Genomic DNA, 25,230 nt, shown 5'->3' with positions numbered 1-25,230 from the left:
AAACACGGCCAGAATTTTTGATTAACGCCTGCCTTATGGGCAGGCCACTTGGAAGCATGCTGACTATGGCTACGATTCATGTAGACGGCAAAGAATACGACGTAGATGGAGCCGACAACCTGTTGCAGGCGTGTCTCTCCCTCGGCCTCGATATTCCTTACTTTTGCTGGCATCCGGCGCTTGGAAGCGTCGGCGCTTGCCGCCAATGTGCGGTAAAGCAATACCAAAACGCGGACGATACGCGTGGCCGTTTGGTGATGTCCTGTATGACACCGGCATCCGATGGAACCTTTATTTCCATCGATGACGCAGAAGCCAAACAGTTCCGTGAGAGCGTGGTCGAGTGGTTGATGACCAACCACCCGCACGACTGTCCGGTATGTGAAGAGGGCGGTAACTGTCACCTGCAGGATATGACAGTAATGACCGGCCACAGCTTCCGTAAATATCGCTTCAGTAAGCGCACCCACAACAACCAGGAGCTGGGGCCATTTATCTCGCACGAGATGAACCGCTGCATCGCCTGTTACCGTTGTGTGCGTTACTACAAAGACTACGCGGATGGCACCGATTTCGGGGTGTACGGCGCGCACGACAACGTCTATTTCGGTCGTCCGGAAAGCGGCACGCTGGAAAGCGAGTTCTCCGGTAACCTGGTAGAAGTGTGCCCAACCGGCGTATTCACCGACAAAACCCACTCCGAGCGTTACAACCGTAAGTGGGACATGCAGTTTGCCCCGAGCATCTGCCAGCAGTGCAGCATCGGCTGTAACACCAGCCCGGGTGAGCGCTATGGCGAACTGCGTCGTATCGAGAACCGTTACAACGGCAGCGTAAACCACTATTTCCTGTGTGACCGCGGCCGCTTTGGTTATGGCTATGTGAACCAGAAAGATCGCCCTCGTCAGCCTCAGCAACTGCGTGGCAACGACTGGATCACCCTGAACGCCGAGCAGGCGATGCAGGGTGCGGCAGATATTCTGCGTCAGGCCAACAAAACCATCGGTATCGGTTCACCGCGTGCCAGCCTGGAAAGCAACTTTGCGTTGCGTGAACTGGTCGGCGCCGAGAACTTCTATACCGGCATCAATCAGGCTGAACAACAGCGCCTGAACCTGATGCTCAACGTGTTGAAAAACAGCGGCGTTTATACGCCTAACCTGCGTGAAATCGAAAGCTACGACGCGGTGTTGGTACTGGGTGAAGATCTGACCCAAACCGGCGCTCGTATCGCGCTGTCGGTGCGTCAGGCAGTGAAAGGTAAAGCCCGCGCGATGGCTGCGGCACACCGCGTTGCCGATTGGCAGATCGCGGCGGTGCAAACCATCGGCCAGCACGCCAAACACCCGCTGTTCGTCACTAACGTTGATAACACTCGTTTGGACGACATCGCCGCCTGGAACTACCGTGCGCCGGTGGATGAGCAAGCCCGTTTAGGCTTCGCCATCGCCCACGCGCTGGATGAGTCAGCACCGGCGGTGACCGATCTGGCCGAAGACCTGAACAAGAAAATTGACGTGATCGTACAGGCCCTGGCCGGTGCGCAGAAACCCTTGATCATCACCGGCAGCAATGCGGGTAGCACAGCTATCATTGAAGCTGCGGCCAACATTGCCAAGGCGTTGAAAGGTCGCGGTGCCGATGTTGGCATCACCTTCGTTGCCGCCGCTGCCAACAGCATGGGTCTGGCGATGATTGGTGGTGGCTCGCTGGACGAGGCACTGGTGCAACTGGAAAGTGGTTCTGCTGATACCGCCATCGTGATGGAGAACGATCTTTATCGTCACGCCCCGGCAGCCAAAGTGGATGCCGCATTGGCCAAGGTCAGCAACCTGATCGTTGCCGATCACCAGCGCACCTCCATCATGGATAAAGCCAACCTGATCCTGTCTGCGGCCAGTTTTGCAGAGAGCGATGGGACCTTGGTCAGCCAGGAAGGCCGCGCACAGCGCTTCTTCCAGGTCTACGACCCGGCTTATTACGATGATGCCAAGAAAAATATCTACAGCGTGATGTTGGAAAGCTGGCGTTGGATGCACTCGCTGCACTCCACCTACACCAGCCGCCAGGTTGACTGGACCCAGCTCGATGACGTGATTGCCGCCTGCGTGAGCGCATTGCCGCAGTTGCAAGGTATTGTCGAAGCTGCCCCAGATGCGACCTTCCGCATCCGTGGTCAGAAACTGGCCCGTTCACCGCACCGCTACAGCGGCCGCACCGCGATGCGTGCCGATATCAGCGTGCATGAACCGCGCCAGCCGCAGGATAAAGACACCATGTTCGCCTTCTCGATGGAAGGGAACAACAGCCCGCTGGCTGACCGTCAGCAGATCCCATTTGCCTGGGCACCAGGTTGGAACTCACCGCAGGCATGGAACAAATTCCAGGCTGAAGTGGGTGGCAAACTGCGCCATGGCGATCCGGGTATCCGCCTGATCGAAGCAGGGGAGGGCAACCTCGGTTACTTCACCGCTATCCCTACGGCGTTCAAAGCCGAAGGCTGGCGTGTTGCGCCGTATTACCACCTGTTTGGCAGTGACGAAATGTCGCAGCGCTCCGCAGTGATCCAGCAGCGTATGCCTCAGGCCTACGTGATGATCAACGTTGCCGATGCCGCACAGCTTGGTGTCAATGCCGGTGCCTGGGTCGAGTTCAGCTGTGCAGGTCAAACGCTGCGTTTGCCGGTACGCCTGAGTGAAACCCTGAGCCAAGGCCAGGTTGGTTTGCCGCTCGGCTTGCCAGGGATCCCGCCGGTACTGGTGGGTGCGAAGGTTGAAAATCTGCGGGAGGCGGCACTATGAGCTGGTTGACACCTGAGGTGATCGACATCCTGATCGCCGTGTTGAAAGCGGTGGTGATCCTGTTGGTCGTGGTCACCTGCGGGGCGTTTATGAGCTTCGGCGAACGCCGTCTGCTGGGCCTGTTCCAGAACCGTTACGGGCCAAACCGTGTCGGCTGGGGCGGCTCGCTGCAGCTGGTCGCCGACATGATCAAAATGTTCTTCAAAGAAGACTGGGTTCCGACCTTTGCCGACCGCATGATCTTTACGCTGGCCCCGGTGATCGCGTTTACCTCGCTGCTGTTGGCCTTTGCCATCGTGCCGGTCAGCCCGACCTGGTCGGTGGCCGATCTCAACATCGGTATTCTGTTCTTCCTGATGATGGCTGGCCTGGCGGTGTATGCCGTGCTGTTTGCCGGTTGGTCCAGTAACAACAAATACTCGCTGTTAGGGGCGATGCGTGCTTCGGCACAAACCCTGAGCTACGAAGTGTTCCTCGGCCTGTCCGTGCTGGGCGTGGTGGCGCAAGCCGACTCGTTCAACATGCAGGCGATTGTTGAATCACAGGCGCACATCTGGAACGTCATTCCGCAATTCTTTGGTTTCATTACCTTTGCGATTGCCGGTGTGGCGGTATGTCACCGCCACCCATTTGACCAGCCGGAAGCCGAGCAGGAACTGGCCGACGGTTACCACATTGAATATTCCGGCATGAAATTCGGTCTGTTCTTCGTGGGGGAATACATCGGTATCGTGACCGTGTCCGCCCTGATTGTGACGTTGTTCTTCGGCGGTTGGCAGGGTCCATTCCTGCCGCCATTCATCTGGTTCGCACTGAAAACGGCCTTCTTCATGGTGATGTTCATTCTGATCCGTGCTTCGTTGCCGCGTCCGCGTTATGACCAGGTGATGTCTTTCGGCTGGAAAATTTGCCTGCCGTTGACGCTGCTGAACCTGCTGGCAACCGCCGCGGTCATTTTGTACAACGCTCAATAAGGGGTGAATAAACCATGACATTGAAAGAGTTAGTGGTTGGTTTCGGCACCCAGGTGCGCAGCCTTTGGATGATTGGCCTACACGCCTTCGCCAAACGCGAAACCCAGATGTATCCGGAAGAACCGGTTTACCTGCCGCCGCGCTACCGTGGCCGCATCGTGCTGACGCGCGATCCGGACGGTGAAGAGCGCTGCGTGGCCTGTAACCTGTGTGCGGTTGCCTGTCCGGTTGGCTGTATCTCCCTGCAAAAAGCAGAGCAGAAAGATGGCCGCTGGTATCCGGAGTTTTTCCGCATCAACTTCTCACGCTGCATTTTCTGCGGTCTGTGCGAAGAGGCTTGCCCAACCACCGCGATCCAGCTGACGCCGGATTTCGAAATGGGTGAGTTCAAGCGCCAGGATCTGGTGTACGAAAAAGAAGATCTGTTGATCTCGGGGCCGGGTAAATATCCGGAATATAACTTCTACCGGATGGCCGGTATGGCGATTGACGGCAAAGCCAAAGGCGAAGCCGAAAACGAAGCCAAACCGATCGACGTCAAAGGTCTGTTGCCTTAAGGAGCCAGCAAGCATGGAAATTGCCTTTTATCTGGCAGGGTTCATTGCGATTATCGCGACCATTCGCGTCATCTCGCATACCAATCCTGTGCATGCGCTGCTGTATCTGATCGTCTCTTTACTGGCGATCTCGGCAGTCTTTTTCTCACTGGGTGCCTACTTTGCGGGTGCTCTGGAAATCATCGTCTACGCCGGTGCCATTATGGTGCTGTTCGTGTTCGTGGTCATGATGCTCAACCTCGGCAACGCGGTGCAGCAGCAAGAACGCGACTGGCTGAAGCCTGCCGTCTGGATTGGCCCTGGTCTGTTGTCACTGATCTTGCTGGTGGTGCTGATTGTGGCGATCCGCAGCGTGTCCGATCAGGGCATCACCGGTGAGATGGTGGACGCCAAAGCGGTCGGGATCAGCCTGTTTGGTCCTTACGTGCTGGCGGTTGAGCTGGCTTCAATGCTGCTGTTGGCGGGCCTGGTCGTTGCCTTCCACATTGGTCGTGAGCACAAACCGGGTGAAGTGTTCAGCAATACCCCGGCAAGCAGCGAAATGGCGAAAAGAAAATCGGAGGACCAAGCATGATCCCTCTTCAACATGGGCTGATCCTGGCGGCGATCCTGTTCGTCCTGGGGCTGACTGGCTTGATGTTACGCCGTAACCTGCTGTTTATGCTGATCAGTCTGGAAGTGATGATCAACGCTGCGGCGTTGGCGTTTATCGTGGCGGGTAGCTATTGGGGCCAGACCGACGGGCAGGTGATGTACATCCTGGCCATCAGTCTGGCGGCAGCCGAGGCCAGTATCGGCCTGGCGTTGCTGCTACAGCTCTACCGTCGTCGGCATACCCTGGATATTGACACTGTCAGTGAGATGCGCGGATGAACCTATTATATTTAACTATTCTGCTACCGCTGATCGGGTTCCTGCTGTTGGCATTTTCCCGTGGTCGCTGGTCTGAAAACACCGCGGCTACCGTTGGCGTAGGGTCGATTGGCCTGGCGGCACTGGTCACGGTGTATGTGGCGATTGATTTCCTGGGCCAAAAGGCCGCTGGCGTGCAGCTGTATGAGCAAAGCCTGTGGAACTGGATGAGCGTTGGCGACTTTAACGTCGGCGTTACCCTGGTGCTGGACGGCCTGTCGCTGACCATGTTGTCAGTGGTCACCGGCGTTGGCTTCCTGATCCACATGTATGCTTCCTGGTACATGCGTGGTGAAGAGGGCTACTCCCGCTTCTTCGCTTACACCAACCTGTTTATCGCCAGCATGGTGGTATTGGTACTGGCAGACAACCTGCTGCTGATGTACCTGGGTTGGGAAGGCGTGGGCCTGTGCAGCTACCTGTTGATCGGTTTCTACTACAAAGATCCGGCCAACGGCGCGGCGGCAATGAAAGCCTTTATCGTTACCCGCGTGGGCGACGTGTTCCTGGCCATTGCGCTGTTCATTCTGTACCACGAGCTGGGTACGCTGAACATCCGTGAACTGATGGTGCTGGCACCGCAGAAACTGGCGGTTGGCGATACGGCGTTAACCTGGGCAACCCTGATGTTACTGGGTGGCGCAGTCGGTAAATCGGCTCAGCTGCCGTTGCAAACCTGGCTGGCAGATGCGATGGCGGGTCCAACCCCGGTATCTGCATTGATCCACGCGGCAACCATGGTTACCGCAGGTGTCTACCTGATTGCCCGTATGCATGGCCTGTTCCTGATGACGCCGGAAGTGCTGAATCTGGTCGGTATCATTGGTGGCGTTACGCTGCTGCTGGCGGGCTTTGCCGCGCTGGTGCAGACCGACATCAAACGCGTACTTGCCTATTCCACCATGAGCCAGATTGGCTACATGTTCCTGGCGCTGGGCGTGCAAGCATGGGATGCGGCCATCTTCCACCTGATGACTCACGCATTCTTCAAGGCGCTGCTGTTCCTGTCCTCCGGTTCGGTGATCCTGGCCTGTCATCATGAGCAGAACATCTTCAAGATGGGTGGCCTGCGCAAGAGCATTCCGCTGGTGTATGTGTGCTTCCTGGTGGGGGGCGCGGCGCTGTCTGCTCTGCCTATCGTCACCGCTGGCTTCTTCAGTAAGGATGAAATCCTGGCGGGCGCCATGGCGAACGGCCACTTCAACCTGATGATAGCCGGTCTGATTGGTGCATTCATGACCTCACTGTATACCTTCCGCATGATCTTCATCGTGTTCCACGGCGAAGAGAAAATCAAAGCGCATGCGGGCAAAGGTATTACTCACCACCTGCCACTGTTGGTTCTGATGGTGCTGTCCACCTTCGTCGGCGCGATGATTGTGCCGCCGTTGCAGGGTGTACTGCCGGAAACCACCGAACTGACACACGGTAGCGTTCTGACGTTGGAGATCGCCTCTGGCGTGGTCGCTATCGTCGGGATCCTGCTGGCAGCTGCGCTGTGGCTGGGCCAACGTCGCCTGGTCAACAGCATCGCGAACAGCGCTCCGGGTCGTTTCTTCTCGACCTGGTGGTTCCATGCCTGGGGCTTCGACTGGCTGTATGACAAAGTGTTCGTCAAGCCATACCTGGGTATCGCCAAGCTGCTGCAAAGCGATCCGCTGAACTCACTGATGAACCTGCCTGCGCTGTTCTCCCGCTGGGGGAACCGTGGCCTGACGGTGAGTGAGAACGGTCAGATCCGCTGGTATATCGCGTCTATGGGTGTGGGTGCAGTGCTGGTACTGGCTCTGTTGATTTTGGTTTAACTGAATAATTTAAACAGACGCATTTTGGGTTCGGCCCTTGTCGAACAAGGGCCCGATACAAGTTTTTTAGATTATTCATATAAGGGACACAAAACGCCATGCTATTACCTTGGCTAATTCTTATCCCCTTTATCGGCGGTCTGCTGTGCTGGCAGTGCGAGCGTTTCGGTACTAAGGCGCCGCGCTGGATAGCGTTGATCGCAATGGGGCTGACGTTGGCGCTTTCTCTGCAACTGTGGTTGCAGGGGGGCTATTCGTTGATAAAACCGCAGGGCGTGCCGCAGTGGCAGTCTGAGTTTATGTTGCCGTGGATCCCGCGCTTTGGCATCAGCATTCACCTGGCGCTGGACGGTCTGTCACTGCTGATGGTAGTGCTGACCGGTTTCCTGGGCGTGTTGGCGATCCTCTGTTCCTGGCGTGAAATCCAGAAGTATCAGGGCTTCTTCCACCTGAACCTGTTGTGGATCCTGGGCGGCGTGATCGGTGTGTTCCTCGCCATCGACCTGTTCCTGTTCTTCTTCTTCTGGGAAATGATGCTGGTGCCGATGTACTTCCTGATCGCCTTGTGGGGTCATAAAGCATCGGATGGTAAAACCCGTATCACCGCAGCAACCAAGTTCTTCATCTATACCCAGGCCAGCGGTCTGGTGATGCTGATTGCGATCATGGGCCTGGTATTCGTGCACTACAATGCGACCGGCGTGTGGACCTTCAACTACGAAGATCTGCTGAAAACCCCGATGTCGCACAACGTTGAATACCTGTTGATGCTGGGCTTCTTCATCGCGTTTGCGGTGAAAATGCCGGTGGTGCCATTACACGGTTGGTTGCCTGATGCGCATAGCCAGGCACCAACGGCGGGTTCTGTCGACCTGGCGGGGATCTTGCTGAAGACGGCGGCCTACGGCCTGCTGCGTTTCAGCCTGCCGCTGTTCCCGAACGCGTCCGCCGAGTTTGCCCCTATCGCCATGTGGCTGGGTGTGATTGGTATCTTCTACGGTGCATGGATGGCGTTCGCACAGACCGATATCAAACGTCTGATTGCCTATACCTCCGTTTCCCATATGGGCTTTGTGCTGATCGCCATCTACACCGGTAGCCAGCTGGCTTACCAGGGTGCGGTGATCCAGATGATCGCTCACGGCTTGTCTGCCGCTGGTATGTTCATCATCTGTGGCCAGCTGTACGAACGTCTGCACACTCGCGATATGCGTCAGATGGGCGGCCTGTGGGGACGTATCAAGTACCTTCCTGCGCTGTCACTGTTCTTCGCGGTGGCAACTCTGGGGATGCCGGGTACCGGTAACTTCGTCGGTGAATTCATGATCCTGTTCGGCAGCTTCCAGGTTGTACCAGTGATCACCGTGATTTCTACCTTCGGTCTGGTGTTTGCTTCGGTTTACTCGTTGATCATGATGCAGCGTGCCTACTACGGCACCCCGAAATCTGATCAACCGTTGCCGGGCATGACCGCACGTGAACTGTTTATCATTCTGCTGTTGGTGGTACTGCTGGTGCTGCTGGGTGTCTATCCTCAGCCAATCCTCGATACCTCAAGTGCGGCGATGAGCAACGTGCAACACTGGTTTGGTCCGTCAGTTTCAGCAATTTCAACAACAAGGCCGTAATTCGCCATGACAATAACTCCTCAACAACTGATCGCACTGTTACCGCTGTTGATCGTCGGATTGACGGTGGTGGTTGTGATGCTGTGCATTGCGTGGCGACGCGACCACTTTATCAACGCCACCCTGACAGTGATCGGTCTTAACCTGGCGCTGCTTTCACTCTACTTTGTTGGCCAGGTAGGCCCAATGGACGTCACCCCGCTGGTGCGGGTTGACGGTTACTCGATGTTCTATACCGGGCTGGTGGTGCTGGCTAGTCTGGCAACCTGTACCTTCGCCTATCCATGGCTGGTGGGTTACCCGGATAACCGCGAAGAGTTCTACCTGCTGGTGCTGATTGCTACCATGGGTGGCATTCTGCTGGCGAGCGCCAACCACCTGGCTTCTCTGTTCCTGGGTATTGAGCTGATCTCGCTGCCGCTGTTTGGTCTGATAGGGTATGCCTATCGCCAGAAGCGTTCGCTGGAAGCGGCCATCAAGTACATGGTGCTGTCTGCGGCGGCCTCCAGCTTCCTGCTGTTCGGCATGGCGCTGCTGTACGCCGAATCCGGTGACCTGTCACTGGCAGGCCTGGGCAAGAGCATGCAGGAGAACATGATGCATCAGCCGCTGATCCTGGCAGGCATGGGCATGATGATCGTCGGTCTGGGCTTCAAACTCTCCCTGGTACCTTTCCAGCTGTGGACGCCGGATGTGTATCAAGGGGCGCCAGCGCCGGTTTCAACCTTCCTGGCTACTGCCAGCAAGATTGCGATCTTCGCCGTCGTGATGCGTTTGTTCCTGTATGCACCGGCTGCCGACAACGAAGCGCTGCGGATGGTGTTGTCGATCATCGCCGTCTGCTCGATCCTGTTCGGTAACCTGATGGCGATCAGCCAGACCAACATCAAGCGACTGCTGGGTTACTCCTCGATCGCTCACCTGGGTTATCTGCTGGTGGCACTGGTTGCGGTGCAAACCCACCAGCTGTCGCTGGAAACCGCCGGGGTTTATCTGGCCGGTTATCTGTTCAGCAGCTTGGGTGCCTTCGGTGTGGTTAGCCTGATGTCCAGCCCGTACCGTGGCCCGGACGCCGACTCGCTGTTCTCCTATCGCGGCCTGTTCTGGCACAAGCCAATCCTGTCAGCGGTTATGACTGTGATGATGCTGTCCCTGGCCGGTATCCCGATGACGCTGGGCTTTATCGGTAAGTTCTTCGTGATTGCGATGGGCGTCAGTGCTCACCTGTGGTGGTTGACCGGTGCCGTGGTGCTGGGTAGTGCGATCGGTTTGTACTACTACCTGCGTGTGACCGTCAGCCTGTTCCTCAGTGCGCCGGAAACGCTGGTTCGTGATACACCAAACAACTGGGCATTGACTGCCGGTGGTGTGGTGGTGCTGATCTCTGCCGCGTTGGTGCTGTTGCTGGGTATCTACCCGCAGCCGCTGATCACGCTGGTGCAGATGGCACAGCCGATGTTCTGATTGAACTCGAGCTAGACAACAAGGGTCGCCAAATGGCGGCCCTTGTTTATTTGTGGGTTAGAGCGAGCAGTTGTTAAACGAGATTTCCAGTTCTTGAACTACCGCACGTATTCTTGCCGTGTGTTGCAGATCCGGATGTAACACCAGCCAGATATCGACCCAGTCCTGATTCTCCGGGAGGATACGCACCAGATCGGGATCGCTATCGGCCAGGAAGCAAGAGAGCAGGCCGATGCCCAACCCGTTGCGCGTTGCCGAACGTAGTAACAGCTGTGAGTTGCATTGCAGCACCACGTTTGGCTCATTCAACGCCTCTCCGCCGAAGTTGTCCCAGTGGCGCGGCACCAGTTCGCGCGGGAACATCAGCAAATCGTGGCCGCGTAGATGGTCGCCTTTACTCGGCGTTCCGTGTTGGTCCAGGTAGCCCTGCGTGGCATATAACCCCATCTCAATGGTTGCCAGACGTTTGATGACCAGTTCATCAGATTCAGGGCGAGCACCACGGATAGCCAGATCGGCTCCGCGATAGGAGATGTCGGAGATATTGAGTGCCGTCAGTAGCGTGACGGTGATATGCGGGTATTTCTCGCGCAGCCGTTTCAGCGCCGGGATCACAAAGGCCTCGGCCAAGGTATCGGTGGTGGCGATGCGCACTTCACCCGCCAGGCTTTGATCGCCGCTGCTGGCTTTACGGGCGATAGCCTGTACCGCATTTTCCATCGCCAGCACTTCTGCCAGCATGGCTTCACCCAGCGGGCTGAGCGAGAAGGATTTTGGCGTTCGGATAAACAGTTTTGAACCCAACGCCTGTTCGAAAGCGGTGATCCGTCGCCCAACGGTAGCTTGATCGACGTGAAGTTCATGGGCAGCCTTGCGTAACGTACCGCAGCGTGCCACCGCCAGGAAGAAGCGTGCATCATCCCAATTCATCGTGCAGTGTCCTTGGTGGCATCCGATCTATTTTGACCGCCAGCGGCGGCAGAGAGAGTTATTATCTGGTAAGCGATAAGTAAATGCATCTGCGTGACGTTATAGAGCAAGCTTATTTGTAGCAGGCAATCCATTTTGCGCAAGAATGCTGGTATTCTTGGGCGGTGCCGCTAACACATTTCCGACGGTGAAAACCGCCGAGCAAGAGATTATTTGCAGCCCGGCTGGGCCGCATTCTGGGGAAATCATGGTTGCTTTATGGATGGTCGCTGCCAGCGTGTTCTTCGCGCTGATGGGGGCCTGCATCAAACTGGCTTCGGCCAAGGTCGGTTTCTTCGATATTATTTTTTACCGTTCATTGATCAACGTGGCCATCGTGGCGGTGCTGATAAAAATCAAAAATATCGGTTTTCGTACCCGCCATCTTGGCTTGCACATGAAGCGCGCCGCAATTGGCAATGCGGCCATGTATTGCGGCTTCTATGCGCTGATCCATCTGCCTATTGCCACCGCAACCACGCTGGGCTATACCAATCCGATTTTCCAATCGGTGATCACCTTCGTCACGGCCAGAGGCCAACTGACCGGCAGGTTGCTGTTCTCGGTGCTGCTGGGCTTTGTGGGCATCCTGATCTTGTTGCGTCCAGATGTACCGAACGGGGAATATACCGCCACCTTGATTGGCCTGCTGTCTGGATTGCTGACGGCGCTGGCCTATTTCAACGTCGGCAAACTGGTGCGTACCGGGGAGCCTGAACTGCGTGTAGTGTTTTACTTCTCGCTGGTCGGTACCTTGTTCGGCGTGGTGATGAGTTCGATTGTCGGATTCGCGGCGTTGGATGCGACCAGCCTGCTGTACGTCTGCGCTATCGGCGTATTCGGCAGCCTGGGGCAGATCACCATGACCCGCGCCTATGGCGGTGGCAATGCGGTCACCGTCGGCATTCTTTCCTACAGCACGATCATTTTCTCTACGCTGCTCGGCTACCTGATTTTTGCCCAGACCCTGTCGTTTATCGCCGCGGCGGGTATGGTGCTGATCATCCTTTCTGGAGCGTTGGCCATTTTGCGCCGTGCACCCGCGAAAAAGGTAGCAACGGCTTCGGTGTGATTTTGCCGCTCTGGCCACCTGCAACAATGCATCATAGTGCTGCATTGTTGGTGGTTTTGGCGGTCTGCTCTGAACGCTATGATGAGCGCCTGATATTTTGCGGGTGAGGTGATTTGCCTGCGTATTTAGGGAGAAAATCATGTCCGACGGTGTAGCCGTTGATAAAACCGCGCGAGCCAATACGACCTCCTCGCCTGGTGCCATTGTGCTGTTTCTGGCTCTGGCATTGATGTCGGCACTGCTCAACAGCAGTGCGCCAACGCCGCTTTATCCCTTGTACCAACAGCAGCTGGCACTGACCTCGGTCAGCCTGACTCTGATCTACGGGGCTTATGCCGCGGGCGTACTGATTTCCCTGTTCGCCGTGGGCAACCTGGCTGGCAAGGTGAAAGATTTACGCAGCATGATCGTCCCGGCGCTGCTGGTGGTGTTGCTGGGGGCATTGCTTTTTGCCCTGGCCGATTCATTTTCCCTGATGCTGATGGCCCGCTTGCTGGCCGGGGTAGGCACGGGGGCGTTGACCGGTGCGGCAAATATTGCGTTGGTTCGTTTTGGCCCTGCGGACGGCGGCAAGCAGGCGGCGCTAATTGCTACTCTGTCCTTTACTGCCGGGTTGGCATTGGGGCCGATTTTTAGTGGTATAGCGTTGCAGACCGGTTTTCATACCACCTCGATGCCGTTTGTGATCATCATGGCGGTGGCAACGATTGCCGCTTTGGGGATTATGCTGAGCTGGCCTGCGCGTGTGATGGTCAAAGCTAGCGTCAGTTTGGCTGAGGGGACTGGGGCAGGGGAAAATACCTTGGCCGCGGGCCTGCGCGCGACCGGGAGCCGGTTTTTCGTGTGTGCCGGCGCGCTGTTTGTCTGTTGGGCGCTGGCTGCCAGTATCCTGGCGATCGGCCCCAACGTGGCGGAAACGCTGCTGGGTATGCAAAACCGCAGCAGTTTCGGCTATGTGATTGCGGTCTACCTGCTGATTGCCGGGGCCAGCCAGATCCTGAGCCGTCAAATTAATGCGCGCCATTCGCTGATGTTTGGCTGCCTGGCACAGGCGTTGGCGGTGGTGGTATTTGCCGAAGCCATTCAGATCCATTCACTGGGGCTGGCCGCTGCTGGGATGGTCATTGCCGGTTATGCTTACGGAGCCATCTTTGTCGGCAGTGCGACGCTGGTTAACCTGATTTCACCCCAAGCCAGCCATGCACGCTTGATCTCACTGTTTTATGTGATTGCTTATGTTGCCAACTGGGTGCCCATTTTGCTTGGCAGCATCATCGACCATGCCAGTCTGCAACTGGCGGTCAACCTGCTATTCCTGATCAGCGCCATGGTGTGTGTTGGTTTGGGGATATGGGTTACGCGAGTGGGCTTCCCGCGCTGATCCTGGTTGTTTTTTTAACGTTGCTGGCCGGTGGTAGTTCTGTATCACCGTCTTAACTCAACAACGTGGCTACCGGTACTCAGTATCTCATGATGAAAAAACGCGCTATTTTTGTGATTAAAGTCTCATTTTTGTGATTTAAATCTATCAAATTGCATTGTTAATGTGATTTTTATCACATGTAGCGGTCTGGTTTCGCGTAAACTAGGTGGATTATTTTTAGCGGATCAGGATTATGAACGTCATTTTTGCCATTGCGGTAACTACCGGTATTCTCTCCGGCGTATGGGGCTGGGTTGCCATCAGCCTTGGGCTAATCAGCTGGGCGGGCTTTCTTGGCTGCACGGCCTATTTTGCCTGCCCGCAAGGTGGCCTCAAAGGCCTGGCGATCAGCACACTGACCTGTTTGAGCGGCGTGTTCTGGGCGATGGTCATTATTCACGGCAGCGCGTTGGAACCCGCCTGGAGCATTCTGGGTTACCTGCTGACCGGCGTTGTCGCCTTTCTGATGTGCATTCAGGCCAAACAACAATGGCTTGGTTTTGTACCCGGGACTTTTATCGGTGCCTGCGCCACCTTCGCCGGTGACGGCAACTGGCCATTGATCACGGCCTCACTGCTGGTTGGGCTATTGTTTGGCTACGCCATGAAAAACAGTGGCTTGTGGCTGGCCGCACGCCGTAAATCCCCCTCTGTAGCGCTGGCTGAACAAGCCTCCACCGACGCCTGAAAGGGCGTCAGTATCTTGCCTTGCCTCTTTTTTAATCAACATTCTGATGGCGTGTATCCAGGTCGTGTCCTACCATGGGACTACGACCAAGGGTTGTTGATGGTTAAGCAACGTTGCATTTGTTAATAACGGAGAGCTTAAAGATGGCGATAAATCGAAACGAGAACCAAACGACGCTGGATGACGATCTGAGAATGCTGAGTGACACGCTGCAAGAAGTGTTGGATTACTCTGGCGATCGAGCCGATCAGGCTTATACGGATATCAAAGCCCATGCCGAGCGGGCGCTAAAAGACATCAAGTCGCGTCTGGCAAATAGCTCAGAATGTTATTACGTGCGGGCGAAAGAGGTGGCATGTCGCGCCGATGACTATGTCCGTGATAAGCCTTGGCACAGCGTAGGCATTGGTGCCACGGTAGGTTTGGTGCTTGGGCTATTGCTGGCCCGCAAGTAACACCAATGAGCGTGATAGCTGCCGAATAGTGTCACAGGAAGGAGTCATGCAGATCACAGACACGCCGTAACCCGTCCCTGGGGGCTCGCAATCGCGCATCCATGCGCTCAACGGTCGGCTAACCTGCAATGACTCCCTCCTGTCTCAAGCTTCGGGTGTAGCGGTATTAAACACAACTATTTAGCTACTGCGTCCCTTATTGCTTTCCCAGAATTACCTCCACCTGGTAGGTTTTACCCTCATCAGCCAAGGTAATCACCGCTTCCTGCTGCAACACACCATCAATGAACACCTGAGTTTCTCCTTCCCCCTGGCGTAGGGTGAAGTGATATTCGCTCTCCCCTTCACGGTAGGTTAGGGTGACCGGTGGCCAATCTGCCGGTAAGCGGGTGTGGATGGAAAGCGTATTGCCGTGGCGTTTTAGCCCCAGCAACGACTCGACGATTAACCGATACATCCAGCCCGCCGAGCCGGTATACCAACTCCATCCTCCTCGCCCAACGTGTGGGGCGACCGCGTAAATATCCGCCGTGGCGACATAAGGTTCGACCTTGTAGCGCTCCGCCGCAGTACTATCCAGGCTGTGGTTGATGGGGTTAATCAGCGCCATCAGTTCCCAGGCGCGCTCGATATTGCCCATCTCGGCGAACGCCATCACCGCCCATACCGCCCCGTGAGTGTATTGACCGCCGTTTTCCCGCACACCGGGCAGGTAACCCCGGATGTAGCCAGGATTCGGGCCGTTGCCGTCAAAGGGTGGGGTCAGCAGTTTGATGATGCCGGCCTGGTCGTCTACCAGGTGCTTATCCAGAGATTGCATTGCCTGTGCGCTGCGATCTTTGTCACCCGCGCCAGAAAGGATCGACCAACTCTGGGCTATGGCATCAATGCGGCATTCTGCCGCTTGGTGTGAACCCAGCGGTTCTCCGCTATCGAAGTAACCACGGCGATACCATTCGCCATCCCAGGCGTTGTTGTGCAGGTTGGCACGCAGTTTTTCTGCTTCCTCGCGGCACAGTTCTGCCAGCTCCAGATCGCCGCGGTGGGTGGCCAGTTTGCCGTAACGTTGCAGAATATAGAACAGGAAGAAGCCCAGCCAAACGCTCTCACCCCGGCCTTCCAACCCCACCATGTTCATGCCGTCGTTCCAGTCACCGGCACCCATTAGCGGCAAGCCATGCTCGCCAAAGGTCAGGCCATGCTTCAGCGCTCTGGCCCCGTGCAGATAAAGGCTTTCCTGTTCCGGGCTGATACCAGGCTGTTCATAGGAAGACTCCTCACCCGGTGCCAGTATACGGGCCTCCAGATAACCCACCTGTTCTTCGAGAATCGATGAATCATCGGTCGCGTCTAGGTAGTGGCATATCGCCAATGGCAACCACAGGTAATCATCGGAGCAGCGGGTACGCACCCCGTTGCCCTGTGGTGGATGCCACCAGTGCTGAACGTCGCCCTCAACAAACTGGCGCGAAGCACACAGCAGGATCTGCTCACGCATCCGCTCAGGCAAGGCATGCGTCAGGGCCAAGGTATCCTGGAGCTGATCGCGGAAGCCAAATGCGCCGCCGGACTGGTAATAACCACTGCGTGCGTGAATGCGGCAGGAGAGGGTTTGATACAGCAACCAGCCGTTGGCCAGCAGGTTAACCGCTGGATGAGGCGTCCCGATCTGCACCTTGTTGAGGATCTTGTCCCAATGAGCATCGACCTGCTGCAATTCGTGTTGCAATGCCTCCTCGTTGAGATACTGGCGCAGCAGGGATTCGGCTTCGTCGGCATCTTGTCCCAGACCAAGCGCAAACACAAAGCTGCGCTGATCGCCATCGATCATGCTGATGGCCGATTGCACCGCGCCACAGGGATCCAACCCGGCACCGGTCTTGCCGGATAACCGCCGCAGCTTAAGTACGGCTGGAGCGGCCAACGAACCGTTTCGGCCAATGAACTCCCGCCGATCGCCGGTGACCGAGCAATGGACACCAGTGACGCCGAAGAACGCGGTACGTGGCGATCCGCTGCTGGTGTAATGGTTGGTGGCGAAGATGCCACAGCCGCCAGGCGGTGTGGCTACGCGGGTGACCACGTGCATCGCCGATTTCTGGCGTAAATCACCGAGGATCAGTTCGGCATAGCCGGTAGTCGAAAGCTTACGCGTGCGGCCAGAAGTGTTGGTGAGCGTCAGCAGGAACAGTTTCACCGGGGCGTCTTTGGCAACCAGCATCGTCAACTGGCTGTCGATGCCGCCTTCCCGGTGTTCAAACACGCTGTAACCAAAGCCGTGGCGCGTCAGGTAATGACCGCGCCCACGGGCGGGCAGCGGCGTTGGTGACCAGACGTGACCACTCTCTTCATCGCGCAGATAGAAAGCCTCGCCGCTGCGATCGCTGACCGGATCGTTATCCCAAGGCGTCAGGCGGTATTCATGCGCATTCTCATACCAGGTGTAGGCTTGGCCGCTTTCAGAGATCACCGAACCGAACATCGGGTTGGCGATAACGTTTGACCACGGAGCCGGCGTCACCTTGCTTTCGTTCATGGCGATCACATATTCGCTGCCATCCTCCGAGAATCCGCCAAACCCGTTGTAGAACTGGAGTTTGTCGATGATTGGCAACTGTGGCGAATGCAGATTACGCGGCAAATTGGCCATGGTAGCCAGTTTGGAGGAGGCGGTGGGCGGCCCCAATGGCTGTTGTAGCGTTTGTGGCAACTGCAACCGTTGGTTGAGCTGTTCCGTCAGGCCACCACGGCGGTCATCCAGATAGATCCGCGCCACGCTCAGCAGCAATGTGTGATCCTCCGGTGACATATGTTCACTGGAGCGAACGAAGATCCCTCCAGGTTTGTCCGTTAGGGAAGACTCCATCCCGGCGGCGATCAGCCCCATGATCTGATTTTGCAGATCTTGCCGGTAACCGCCGGAATCCTCATTGAGGATCACCAGGTCGACCAGCAATCCTTTGAGGCGCCAGTAGTTGTGTGCCTGAATGAGCTGTTGCACCAGCCCGATATTCTCACTGTCGGTGACGGACAGCAGCACGATTGGCAGATCGCCGGAAATCGAATAGCCCCATAGGCCTGACTGCCCGCGGCGGTTATTGATGATTTCATTGCTGGCGGCACGCATCTCCTGCACCGGGAACACCACCGCGCTGGCCAGGCGGTTAAACAGATTGGCATCTTCTTCGTTAGCGTTCAACTGGCGCAATACCACCTGGCTGTGCGACCAGGCGAGTTCGAAAATACGATCGGCCATATGGCGGTCGCGGTACTTCTCCAACATCGCCAGGCTGGTGGCGCGGTCTTCACACACGCCGTAGAAGATATCCAGCGTCAGCGGCACGTTGGGTTCCAGCCGGATCCGCTGACGGATGGCGATGATCGGATCGATCACCGGCCCGGCGCTATTGGTCAGGGGTTCATTCTGAAATAGCGCCTGCGGGTTGGCTGCCGTGCGGCCACGGCCGATAAACTTGGCCCGGTCGGTTTCAAAGGACGTTTTGCTGCTGGCACCCTGGACCGACATCATATGCAGCAACCACGGCGATTTTTCTTTCGGCTCACGCGGACGGCGATGGCACAGAATGGCATCCTGTTCCTGCAACAGCTCGGTTTGTACAAACAGATTGCTGAACGCAGGGTGGGCCAAATCGTTGCTGGCTGGGGCCAGCACCACTTCGGCATAGCTGGTGATCTCAATGGTCCGCGACTGTTTTCCCCGATTCACCAAGGTTAAGCGCCGTAGTTCGATGTCGTCCTCAGGGGAGATCACCACCTGGGTTTTCACCGACAGCAGCCCCTGCTTGCGTTGGAATTCCGCCCCGGCATCGTTGAAGACCGCGCGATAGCCGCCTTTCTCGGTTTCGCCGGTGGGGTGCCAGGTATTGCTCCACACCTCACCGGTTTGCGGATCGCGCAGATAGCAGAATGCGCCCCAGTTATCGCAGGTGGCATCCTCACGCCAGCGGGTCAACGCCAGATTCTGCCAGCGGCTGTAGCTGCCGCCGGTTTGGGTGATCATCAGGTGGTAGTTGGCATTCGACAGCAACTGGACTTCCGGGATCGGTGTATCCACACGGGTGAACTCACGTGCAGCGAAGCTGGCCGGTTTAATCGCGCCTTCATGGGTTTCGAAGTGGCGGCGGGTGCTGTACAGCTCAACCGCATCAGGCACCCGTTCCTGCAACAGCAAACGGGTCGACTGGAAGGCGGGGTAACTGGCGAAGCGTTTCACCATCGGCGCATCCAACAGCAGGTGTGACAACGCCAGGAAACTCATGCCTTGGTGGTGGGCCATATAGGAACGAACAATCACATACAACTGCCCCCGGCTGAGGCGTGAAGTGGTGTAGTCCAGCGCTTCATAGAAGCCATAACGGCCCTTGGCACCGTTTTTTTCCAGTTCCACCAGGTTGCTACAGGCACTGTCCGGGTCGACAATCAGCGCCATCATGGTAGCGTATGGGGCGATCACCATGTCGTCACTCAACCCACGCCGCAGCCCTAACCCCGGCACGCCAAAGGCGTGATACTGGTAGTTTTGCAAAGCGTCAAAGCCGAAGTAGCCGGACTCGGAAATCCCCCACGGTACACCGCGCTCCTTGCCCCAGGCAATTTGCCGCTCGACTGCAGAGCGGCACATTTGCACCAGCAGCGTATCGGGATAGGCAGGCATCACCAGTTGCGGCATCAGGTATTCAAACATTGAGCCGCTCCAGGACATCAGCGCTGGCTCCTTGTCGATCACCGTAAACAGCCGGCCTAACGCAAACCAGCTACGCTGCGGAATTTGATTGGTGGCAATCGCCACATAGTTGGTCAGGCGGATTTCCGAGGCCAGCAGATCGTATTTACCACTGTCGGCACGGTTTTGATCGCAGTTGAAACCGACGGTCAGCAAATGGGTGGCTTCGTCATACAGGAAGCTGAAGTCCATTTGCGCCATTGCGGTCAGGCGCCGTGCCAATTGCGCCAACTGTTCGAGGCGCTCCGCTGCCAACTGCTGCACGGCATCCAACTGCGTTTGCTGTTCAGTCGACAGCGTCAGCCGTTCAGGTGGGTTGGCCAGCCAATGCAAGCTAGGGATTTGTTCCAGCTCTGGCATGCTGTCGCTCAGCCAGCTAAACCATAATGCCCATTCGGCGCACAGCTCGTTGAGCTGCTGGTGTAGGTTGCCAGCCCAGCGTTTGACCTCGTCGCCCTGTTGCAGAGCGGGTTCCTGCAACCCATTACAGTGGTTACGCATTTCATTGAGTTCAGCCTGTAGTGCCGCCGGATGGGCGTTCTGCGCCTGTTCCCAGTGTTTGCGCAGTTTGGTTAATCCTTTCGGTGCGGCGTTACCCCAGTGCTGCTCCAGTATCAGCAACGTATCTTCCACTCCGGCCAGAATGCGGACTGGCTCGATAACTGGCTGTGTAGCCAACGCTGGCAGGCCTGAGCTCAGGGTCAACAGGTGGCCTGCGAAATTACCGCTGTCCACGCTGGAAACATAACGTGGATTCAGAGGCTCCAGGGTACGCGTGTCGTACCAGTTGTACAGGTGACCGCGATAATGCTCCATGCGATCGAGCGTATTCAACGTTAGGGTAATACGCTGCAAGGCTGCACTGAGGGTGATATAGCCGAAGTCATAGGCGGTAAGATCGGCCAACAGCGCCAACCCGATATTGGTGGGTGACGTGCGGTGCGCCACTACCGGCTCTGGAATTTCCTGGTAGTTATCCGGCGGCAGCCAGTTTTCCTGCTGGTTGACAAAGGTGGCGAAAAACTCCCAGGTTTCGCGACTGCTCTGGCGCAGGAAACGGCGCTGGCGATCGTCGATGGCCGTTTTGCTGCGCTGTGGTTCCAGGCTGAGTGAATAAAGCAGGTACGGCGACAGGATCCACAAGGCGGCTAACGGGATAGCAGCTAATAGCGCTATCGGATTGGAAAAGGCGGCTATCAGCAACAACAGGACGCCAGCACACGGGGTGATCCACAGGTTGCGATAAAAATTCGCCAGCGTGACGGTCAGGTGGTGTTTGGATTGGTCGAAGCTGGTCCACTCTTGCAGATGACGTTTGCTGATCAGCAAACGCCACAGGGTGATGCCAATGGCTTTCAGGCTGTACCAGGCTTCATGAGGTAGCTCGGCCAGACGCAGGCCAATCTGACACAACCGATGCAGTGAGCCCTTCAGTGCCAGCTGCAAGTGCTGAATAACAGGCCGACGCGGGGGCTTGCGCACCACATCCTGCAACAGCGCCAGCAGCGTGGGCAGCAGCAGAATAATGGCGAATACGGCCAACCAGTATGGGGTATCCGGTAGCCAGGTTAAGCCAAAGAACAGCAGCAACAGGAAGCAGGGCGCTACCAGGCTGCGGCGTAGGTTATCGAACAGTTTCCAGCGCGACAGGGGGCTTAATGGGTTAGCGGCCCGTGAACCGTCTTCGGTGGTGACTCGGGGCAACAGCCAGTTCAATAGCTGCCAATCGCCGCGGATCCAGCGGGTGCGGCGGGCAACATCGACCAGATAGTTGCTTGGATACTGTTCATAGAGCAAGACGTCGCTCAATAAACCGGAACGGGCATAGCAACCTTCCAGCAGATCGTGGCTTAACACCAGATTTTCCGGGCAGGTGCCCTTCAGGCTGTGGGAGAAGACGTCAACATCATAAATCCCTTTGCCGATAAATGAGCCTTCGCCGAACAGATCCTGATAGATATCTGAAGCCATCTGGGTATAAGGATCGTTGCCGGGCGTACTGCTGCAAAGGGCAGCATAACGGCTCTGGCCATAATCGGGGATCTCTTCGGCCATGCGGGGTTGCAGGATGGCATAACCCTCCACCACCCGCTGCAGTTTGGCATCATACTGGGGTTGATTCAGGGGATGGGCCATGGCGGCGATCAGCCGGTGTGCGGTTTCACGCGGTAGCACGGTATCGCTGTCCAGGGTGATCACGTATTTGACGTTTTTCAGCACCTCCAGCCCTTGGCCAACCTGAGTGGTAAACGCATTGCCACGGTTACGCAGCCAATCGTTCAGCGCGTTCAACTTGCCACGTTTACGCTCCAACCCCATCCAGCTCTGTTGTTTTTCATTCCACTGACGATCGCGATGGAACAGGAAAAAGTGGCTTGGCCCTTCGCAGGCATATTGCGCATTAAGCTCGTTCATCTTTTGGCTGGCATAGGCCAGCAGTTCGACATCGTCGGGGTGTTGTTGCCGAGGTGAGTCATTAAAGTCAGTGAGCAGGGCAAAATGCAGGTGCTTGATGGCATTGCCCAGATAACAAACTTCCAGCGTGTTGATCAACTGGTCAATGCCGGGCTTGCTGCTTATCAGCGTGGGAATGGCAACCAGCGTGCGGAACTCGGCCGGGATACCACAGGAAAAGTCCAACCTTGGCAGCGGCTGCGGAGAACGGCTGCGGGTGGTGATCTCACTGAGCAGACTAATGACGAACTGAGCGAGCACCATCCCCAAGGGGAACAGCAAGATCAACAGTCCCCAGGTAAGCCCGGTTTGGTGGGCATGGCGTAACAGCAAGGCCCAGCAGGCCGTCGTGAGTAGGCTGATGCTGCCCAGCCAGGAAAGCAGTGGGGATTGGCTGAGCGCCTGACGGATGCGCGTAATACGGCTAAGCCGAACGTCGAGCTGTTGCTCTAACTGCGCGCGGCCATGGTCAATCAGGTAATAACCGATGTGATGAGTACGTGGATCGTTGCGGGGATCTTCGGCGGCGATCCGTGCCATATTCAGAGCGTGTTGTGCGACCTCAACCTCGTTGTGAGAACAGTGACGAGCCAGCCTCTCGATCACATGACGATAGTTGTCTCGGGTATCGAAATGCATTAGTGGATAAACCCCGGTAGGGTCTTCGCGCAGCGTCTGATCGACCTTGCTCATGGTCTCAACAAATTCCGCCCAATCCATTTCACTCAGTTGCCGCAGGCCAGCGATACTGTTGCTGACGGAAAGCTGGCTCACGGCCAGTTGTTGGTTGAAACGATGGATAAGCTCATCGGAGGTCAGGCTGACTTCGGCCAGGCGTTGCTCAACCCAGGTCAGCGGTAGTGCCAGCATGGTGCCGTGCCCTTGCAGACGACGCACCAGTTCCGCCACGAAGGCGCTGGTGCGGGGCGGGTTGGAGCGGGCCATATCGGCAATCACAATGATCAGGTTGGCCGGATCGTTCTCCGCCGACTCCAGCATTTTGGTCACCCAACTATCGGCCAGGCTGCGTTCTTCCTGTGCCTGGGCCACTTCTACCGCCACGCGGCGCAGGTTTTCAATGAGTGCCAGCCTCAACATGCCCGGCAGCGCCCAAAGCTCGCCCAGGGTCAGATTAGCCTCTTTTTGGTAAGCGGCAATATAGCGCGTCAGGCTCTCGGCATCCCATCGTCCGTCGCCGTGAGCAATGGCTTCGGTAGCGATATCGAAAATGCGTGGGCAATTGTGCGGGGCGGTTAACTGTGGCAGCCCACGGCCGAAGGTTTTCGGCAGGTGGTGCCTAACGACGCGGATCTGCTCCTCGATAAGATAAAAGTTATCCAGCAGCCAGTCGCCCGCCGGAGTCATGGTGTTTTTCTTATCGTTGCTTAACCTGCGGCAACTATCCGTTAATACCTGCTCGTTGTTATCGAGGCGTTTTAGCAAATAGTAGGGCGTTTTATGGGTTGCCAGCTTATGGGAGCGTGCCAGGCGCTGGCCGTAGCGTTCCATTTGATCGACCGAAAACAGCTCTGCCTTGATGTTGCTGGCGGGAGGGGTTTCGGCAGTAGCCCGATTATGCCGTAAGGGCAACCGGGCTACTTTGGGACGGCGGCGCTGCTTCTTTAACCAATTGATAAGTATTTCTTTCACGCAAAAAGCTCCTTACATCTGACCCAAAGGACAGCGGGTTAATACCGTTGGGAGGCTGTGAACATCTTGATTTAACTATCGATTTGATATGACAAGATTTCACTGCGGCAGGAACATGACTTCTAAGTATAGTTCCGCCGCGCGCGTGTGGTTGTTTTTTAATCTTAAACTTCAGTTTTAATAAATAATTAGCGACGGAAGATATGGGTTAATTGACGCTATTTTTCCGCCCGTAAGGGTTGATTTACCGTATAATTCCCCACATAGCGTTTGGTTAATGAGGTGGTAGTGGAACAACTTTCGGGATTGCTGCGGCGGCTACGTCAGCAGCTTGGGCACGATTTTCCCCGTGAAGCCGGATTTCGGCAGCTAACGCTGGTGGTTCCCGGCCATCTGAGCGATTTGCTGCTGGAGTGGCTGGCGGCGCAGGTGCTGTTCCCTCAATTCTACTGGCGTCATCGCGAAGGGCGGCAGGAGGCGGCAGTGTGCGGCGCTTTGCGGCAGTTTTCACAGCCTTCAATGGCGCAGGCATTCGTGAATGCCTATCCAGCAGCCCGTTTATGGGGGCTGACTGCCTTTGACGGTGACGCCCAGCTGTTTTTGCCGCGCCTGGAAATTCTCAACCGCCAAGGTAAGTGTGAACTGACGCTAAACCTGTTTTCTGAAGAGGCATTGAGTGATGACGCCCAAGCGGCGCTTGCCTGGCTTGAAAATCTGCTGGTGATCAAACCGATCGAGAATTTACAGGTGAAAGTGCTGTCGGTGCAGCATCAGCCGGAACGTTCCGGGTGGGAAATCATACTGCGCGATGCGCTGAAGGCGATAAATCGGCAGCAGATGGATAAGGTGGTCTTGGCGCGCAGCTCGGTGTTGACGCTGGAGAGTCCATTGTTTGCCCCTGCGATGATGGCCGCCAGCCGCAGGGTGAATCACCAATGCTACCACTTTATGCTGCGCTTTGATGCACATTCCGCATTTCTTGGCTCCAGCCCGGAAAGATTGTACCTGCGTGAGGGAAAACATTTGCTGACCGAAGCGTTGGCGGGGACGGTTGCCAACCATCCTGATGAGCCGCAAGCCCAGGCACTGGCCGAGTGGTTACTGCAAGACAGCAAGAACCAACAGGAAAACCTGCTGGTGGTCGATGATATCTGCCAGCGTTTGCAAGGCGGTGCCAGAGCGGTCGATGTGTTGCCACCAGAAGTGGTGCGGTTGCGCAAGGTACAGCATCTGCGGCGGCGTATTGAAGGGCAACTGAACCAGGGTGATGATGCCGATTGCCTGCAACGGCTGCAACCGACGGCTGCGGTGGCTGGGCTGCCGCGCCAGGCCTCGCTTGAGTTTATCCGCCAGCATGAGCCTTTTTCTCGCGGTTGGTATGCCGGCTCTGCGGGTTATCTTTCTGCGGCACGGGCTGAGTTCTGCGTTGCGCTACGTTCCTGCCAGATCGAGGATGCTCGGGTTGAGCTGTATGCCGGGGCGGGGATTGTGGCCGGTTCCGATCCGGCACAGGAGTGGCAAGAAATCGAAAATAAGGCGGCGGGCTTACGCACTCTGTTGCAGCCAGAACATTCTGGGCAGGCGCATTGAGCAGGCCGATCTTCGTGTGTAAACTTGTTGTGTTTTATATGTTT

The 25,230-nt window shown here is 56.5% G+C and carries 15 protein-coding genes; 13 read left to right on the top strand and 2 right to left on the bottom strand.

Annotated features, from left to right (window positions below; genetic code table 11):
- Positions 1-65 precede the first annotated feature (65 nt).
- The 8 genes from nuoG to nuoN all read left to right on the top strand — a co-directional run bounded on the left by nuoG (position 66) and on the right by nuoN (position 10,141).
- Positions 66-2,801: an NADH-quinone oxidoreductase subunit NuoG gene (gene nuoG, locus WN53_RS25610; protein WP_024485134.1), complete on the top strand. Its 2,736-nt coding sequence runs from the start codon at positions 66-68 to the stop codon at positions 2,799-2,801.
- A complete protein-coding gene (gene nuoH / locus WN53_RS25605) occupies positions 2,798-3,775 on the top strand; it encodes an NADH-quinone oxidoreductase subunit NuoH (protein ID WP_021805990.1) in 978 nt (325 codons plus the stop codon). The genes nuoG and nuoH overlap by 4 nt, the downstream gene beginning before the upstream one ends.
- A 14-nt stretch (positions 3,776-3,789) precedes the next feature.
- Positions 3,790-4,332, top strand: coding sequence for an NADH-quinone oxidoreductase subunit NuoI (gene nuoI / locus WN53_RS25600; RefSeq protein WP_021178518.1), 543 nt, complete (start codon positions 3,790-3,792; stop codon positions 4,330-4,332).
- A 13-nt stretch (positions 4,333-4,345) separates the two neighbouring features.
- A complete protein-coding gene (gene nuoJ / locus WN53_RS25595) occupies positions 4,346-4,906 on the top strand; it encodes an NADH-quinone oxidoreductase subunit J (protein ID WP_021805989.1) in 561 nt (186 codons plus the stop codon).
- On the top strand, positions 4,903-5,205 hold the full coding sequence (gene nuoK / locus WN53_RS25590; protein ID WP_021178516.1) for an NADH-quinone oxidoreductase subunit NuoK: 303 nt from the start codon (positions 4,903-4,905) through the stop codon (positions 5,203-5,205). Before nuoJ ends, nuoK begins: the two co-directional genes overlap by 4 nt.
- The gene (gene nuoL, locus WN53_RS25585) at positions 5,202-7,049 is read left to right on the top strand and encodes an NADH-quinone oxidoreductase subunit L (protein WP_024485133.1); all 1,848 of its coding nucleotides are present in this window, start codon (positions 5,202-5,204) and stop codon (positions 7,047-7,049) included. Before nuoK ends, nuoL begins: the two co-directional genes overlap by 4 nt.
- 98 nt (positions 7,050-7,147) lie before the next feature.
- Entirely contained in the window at positions 7,148-8,677 is a 1,530-nt protein-coding gene (gene nuoM / locus WN53_RS25580; protein WP_024485132.1) for an NADH-quinone oxidoreductase subunit M, read from the top strand.
- Between the two features lie 6 nt (positions 8,678-8,683).
- Positions 8,684-10,141, top strand: a complete 1,458-nt coding sequence (nuoN, locus tag WN53_RS25575) for an NADH-quinone oxidoreductase subunit NuoN (protein WP_021805986.1) — start codon at positions 8,684-8,686, stop codon at positions 10,139-10,141.
- Positions 10,142-10,198: 57 nt separating this feature from the next.
- On the opposite strand, the gene WN53_RS25570 is transcribed toward nuoN, so the two are convergent.
- Positions 10,199-11,071 carry a LysR family transcriptional regulator gene (locus tag WN53_RS25570; RefSeq protein WP_024485131.1) on the bottom strand — a complete coding sequence of 291 codons (873 nt, stop codon included), beginning with the start codon at positions 11,069-11,071 and terminating at the stop codon, positions 10,199-10,201.
- Positions 11,072-11,318: 247 nt separating this feature from the next.
- On the opposite strand from WN53_RS25570, the gene WN53_RS25565 reads away from it, so the two are divergent.
- From WN53_RS25565 to elaB, 4 genes are all read left to right on the top strand, one after another.
- The gene (locus WN53_RS25565) at positions 11,319-12,182 is read left to right on the top strand and encodes a DMT family transporter (RefSeq protein ID WP_046808525.1); all 864 of its coding nucleotides are present in this window, start codon (positions 11,319-11,321) and stop codon (positions 12,180-12,182) included.
- 139 nt (positions 12,183-12,321) lie between these two features.
- The gene (locus tag WN53_RS25560) at positions 12,322-13,563 is read left to right on the top strand and encodes an MFS transporter (RefSeq protein ID WP_024485130.1); all 1,242 of its coding nucleotides are present in this window, start codon (positions 12,322-12,324) and stop codon (positions 13,561-13,563) included.
- 235 nt (positions 13,564-13,798) lie between these two features.
- Complete coding sequence (locus tag WN53_RS25555; RefSeq protein ID WP_024485129.1) at positions 13,799-14,293, top strand: DUF1097 domain-containing protein; 495 nt, start codon at positions 13,799-13,801, stop codon at positions 14,291-14,293.
- Between the two features lie 143 nt (positions 14,294-14,436).
- A complete protein-coding gene (gene elaB / locus WN53_RS25550) occupies positions 14,437-14,748 on the top strand; it encodes a stress response protein ElaB (protein WP_024485128.1) in 312 nt (103 codons plus the stop codon).
- A 196-nt stretch (positions 14,749-14,944) separates the two neighbouring features.
- Here the strand turns inward: elaB and WN53_RS25545 are convergent, their stop codons facing one another.
- Positions 14,945-23,596 (bottom strand): glycoside hydrolase family 94 protein, encoded by an 8,652-nt coding sequence (locus WN53_RS25545; RefSeq protein WP_052754334.1) that lies wholly within the window; start codon positions 23,594-23,596, stop codon positions 14,945-14,947.
- Positions 23,597-23,884: 288 nt separating this feature from the next.
- Here WN53_RS25545 and menF point away from each other — a divergent pair, with 288 nt between their 5' ends.
- Positions 23,885-25,186, top strand: coding sequence for an isochorismate synthase MenF (gene menF, locus WN53_RS25540; RefSeq protein ID WP_024485843.1), 1,302 nt, complete (start codon positions 23,885-23,887; stop codon positions 25,184-25,186).
- Positions 25,187-25,230 lie beyond the last annotated feature (44 nt).

This window comes from Serratia fonticola (genome assembly GCF_001006005.1).
In the GTDB taxonomy this organism is placed as follows: Bacteria; Pseudomonadota; Gammaproteobacteria; order Enterobacterales; family Enterobacteriaceae; genus Chania; species Chania fonticola.
Note: the sequence above shows the minus strand (reverse complement) of the source record. Positions and strands in the feature narration are given on the sequence as shown.

What these genes read in the sequence shown, in the direction of transcription:
- nuoG (WP_024485134.1), top strand. Translation starts at nt 66, where the DNA reads ATGGCTACGATTCATGTAGACGGCAAAGAATACGACGTAGATGGAGCC.
- nuoH (WP_021805990.1), top strand. Translation starts at nt 2,798, where the DNA reads ATGAGCTGGTTGACACCTGAGGTGATCGACATCCTGATCGCCGTGTTG.
- nuoI (WP_021178518.1), top strand. Translation starts at nt 3,790, where the DNA reads ATGACATTGAAAGAGTTAGTGGTTGGTTTCGGCACCCAGGTGCGCAGC.
- nuoJ (WP_021805989.1), top strand. Translation starts at nt 4,346, where the DNA reads ATGGAAATTGCCTTTTATCTGGCAGGGTTCATTGCGATTATCGCGACC.
- nuoK (WP_021178516.1), top strand. Translation starts at nt 4,903, where the DNA reads ATGATCCCTCTTCAACATGGGCTGATCCTGGCGGCGATCCTGTTCGTC.
- nuoL (WP_024485133.1), top strand. Translation starts at nt 5,202, where the DNA reads ATGAACCTATTATATTTAACTATTCTGCTACCGCTGATCGGGTTCCTG.
- nuoM (WP_024485132.1), top strand. Translation starts at nt 7,148, where the DNA reads ATGCTATTACCTTGGCTAATTCTTATCCCCTTTATCGGCGGTCTGCTG.
- nuoN (WP_021805986.1), top strand. Translation starts at nt 8,684, where the DNA reads ATGACAATAACTCCTCAACAACTGATCGCACTGTTACCGCTGTTGATC.
- WN53_RS25570 (WP_024485131.1), bottom strand. Translation starts at nt 11,071, where the DNA reads ATGAATTGGGATGATGCACGCTTCTTCCTGGCGGTGGCACGCTGCGGT.
- WN53_RS25565 (WP_046808525.1), top strand. Translation starts at nt 11,319, where the DNA reads ATGGTTGCTTTATGGATGGTCGCTGCCAGCGTGTTCTTCGCGCTGATG.
- WN53_RS25560 (WP_024485130.1), top strand. Translation starts at nt 12,322, where the DNA reads ATGTCCGACGGTGTAGCCGTTGATAAAACCGCGCGAGCCAATACGACC.
- WN53_RS25555 (WP_024485129.1), top strand. Translation starts at nt 13,799, where the DNA reads ATGAACGTCATTTTTGCCATTGCGGTAACTACCGGTATTCTCTCCGGC.
- elaB (WP_024485128.1), top strand. Translation starts at nt 14,437, where the DNA reads ATGGCGATAAATCGAAACGAGAACCAAACGACGCTGGATGACGATCTG.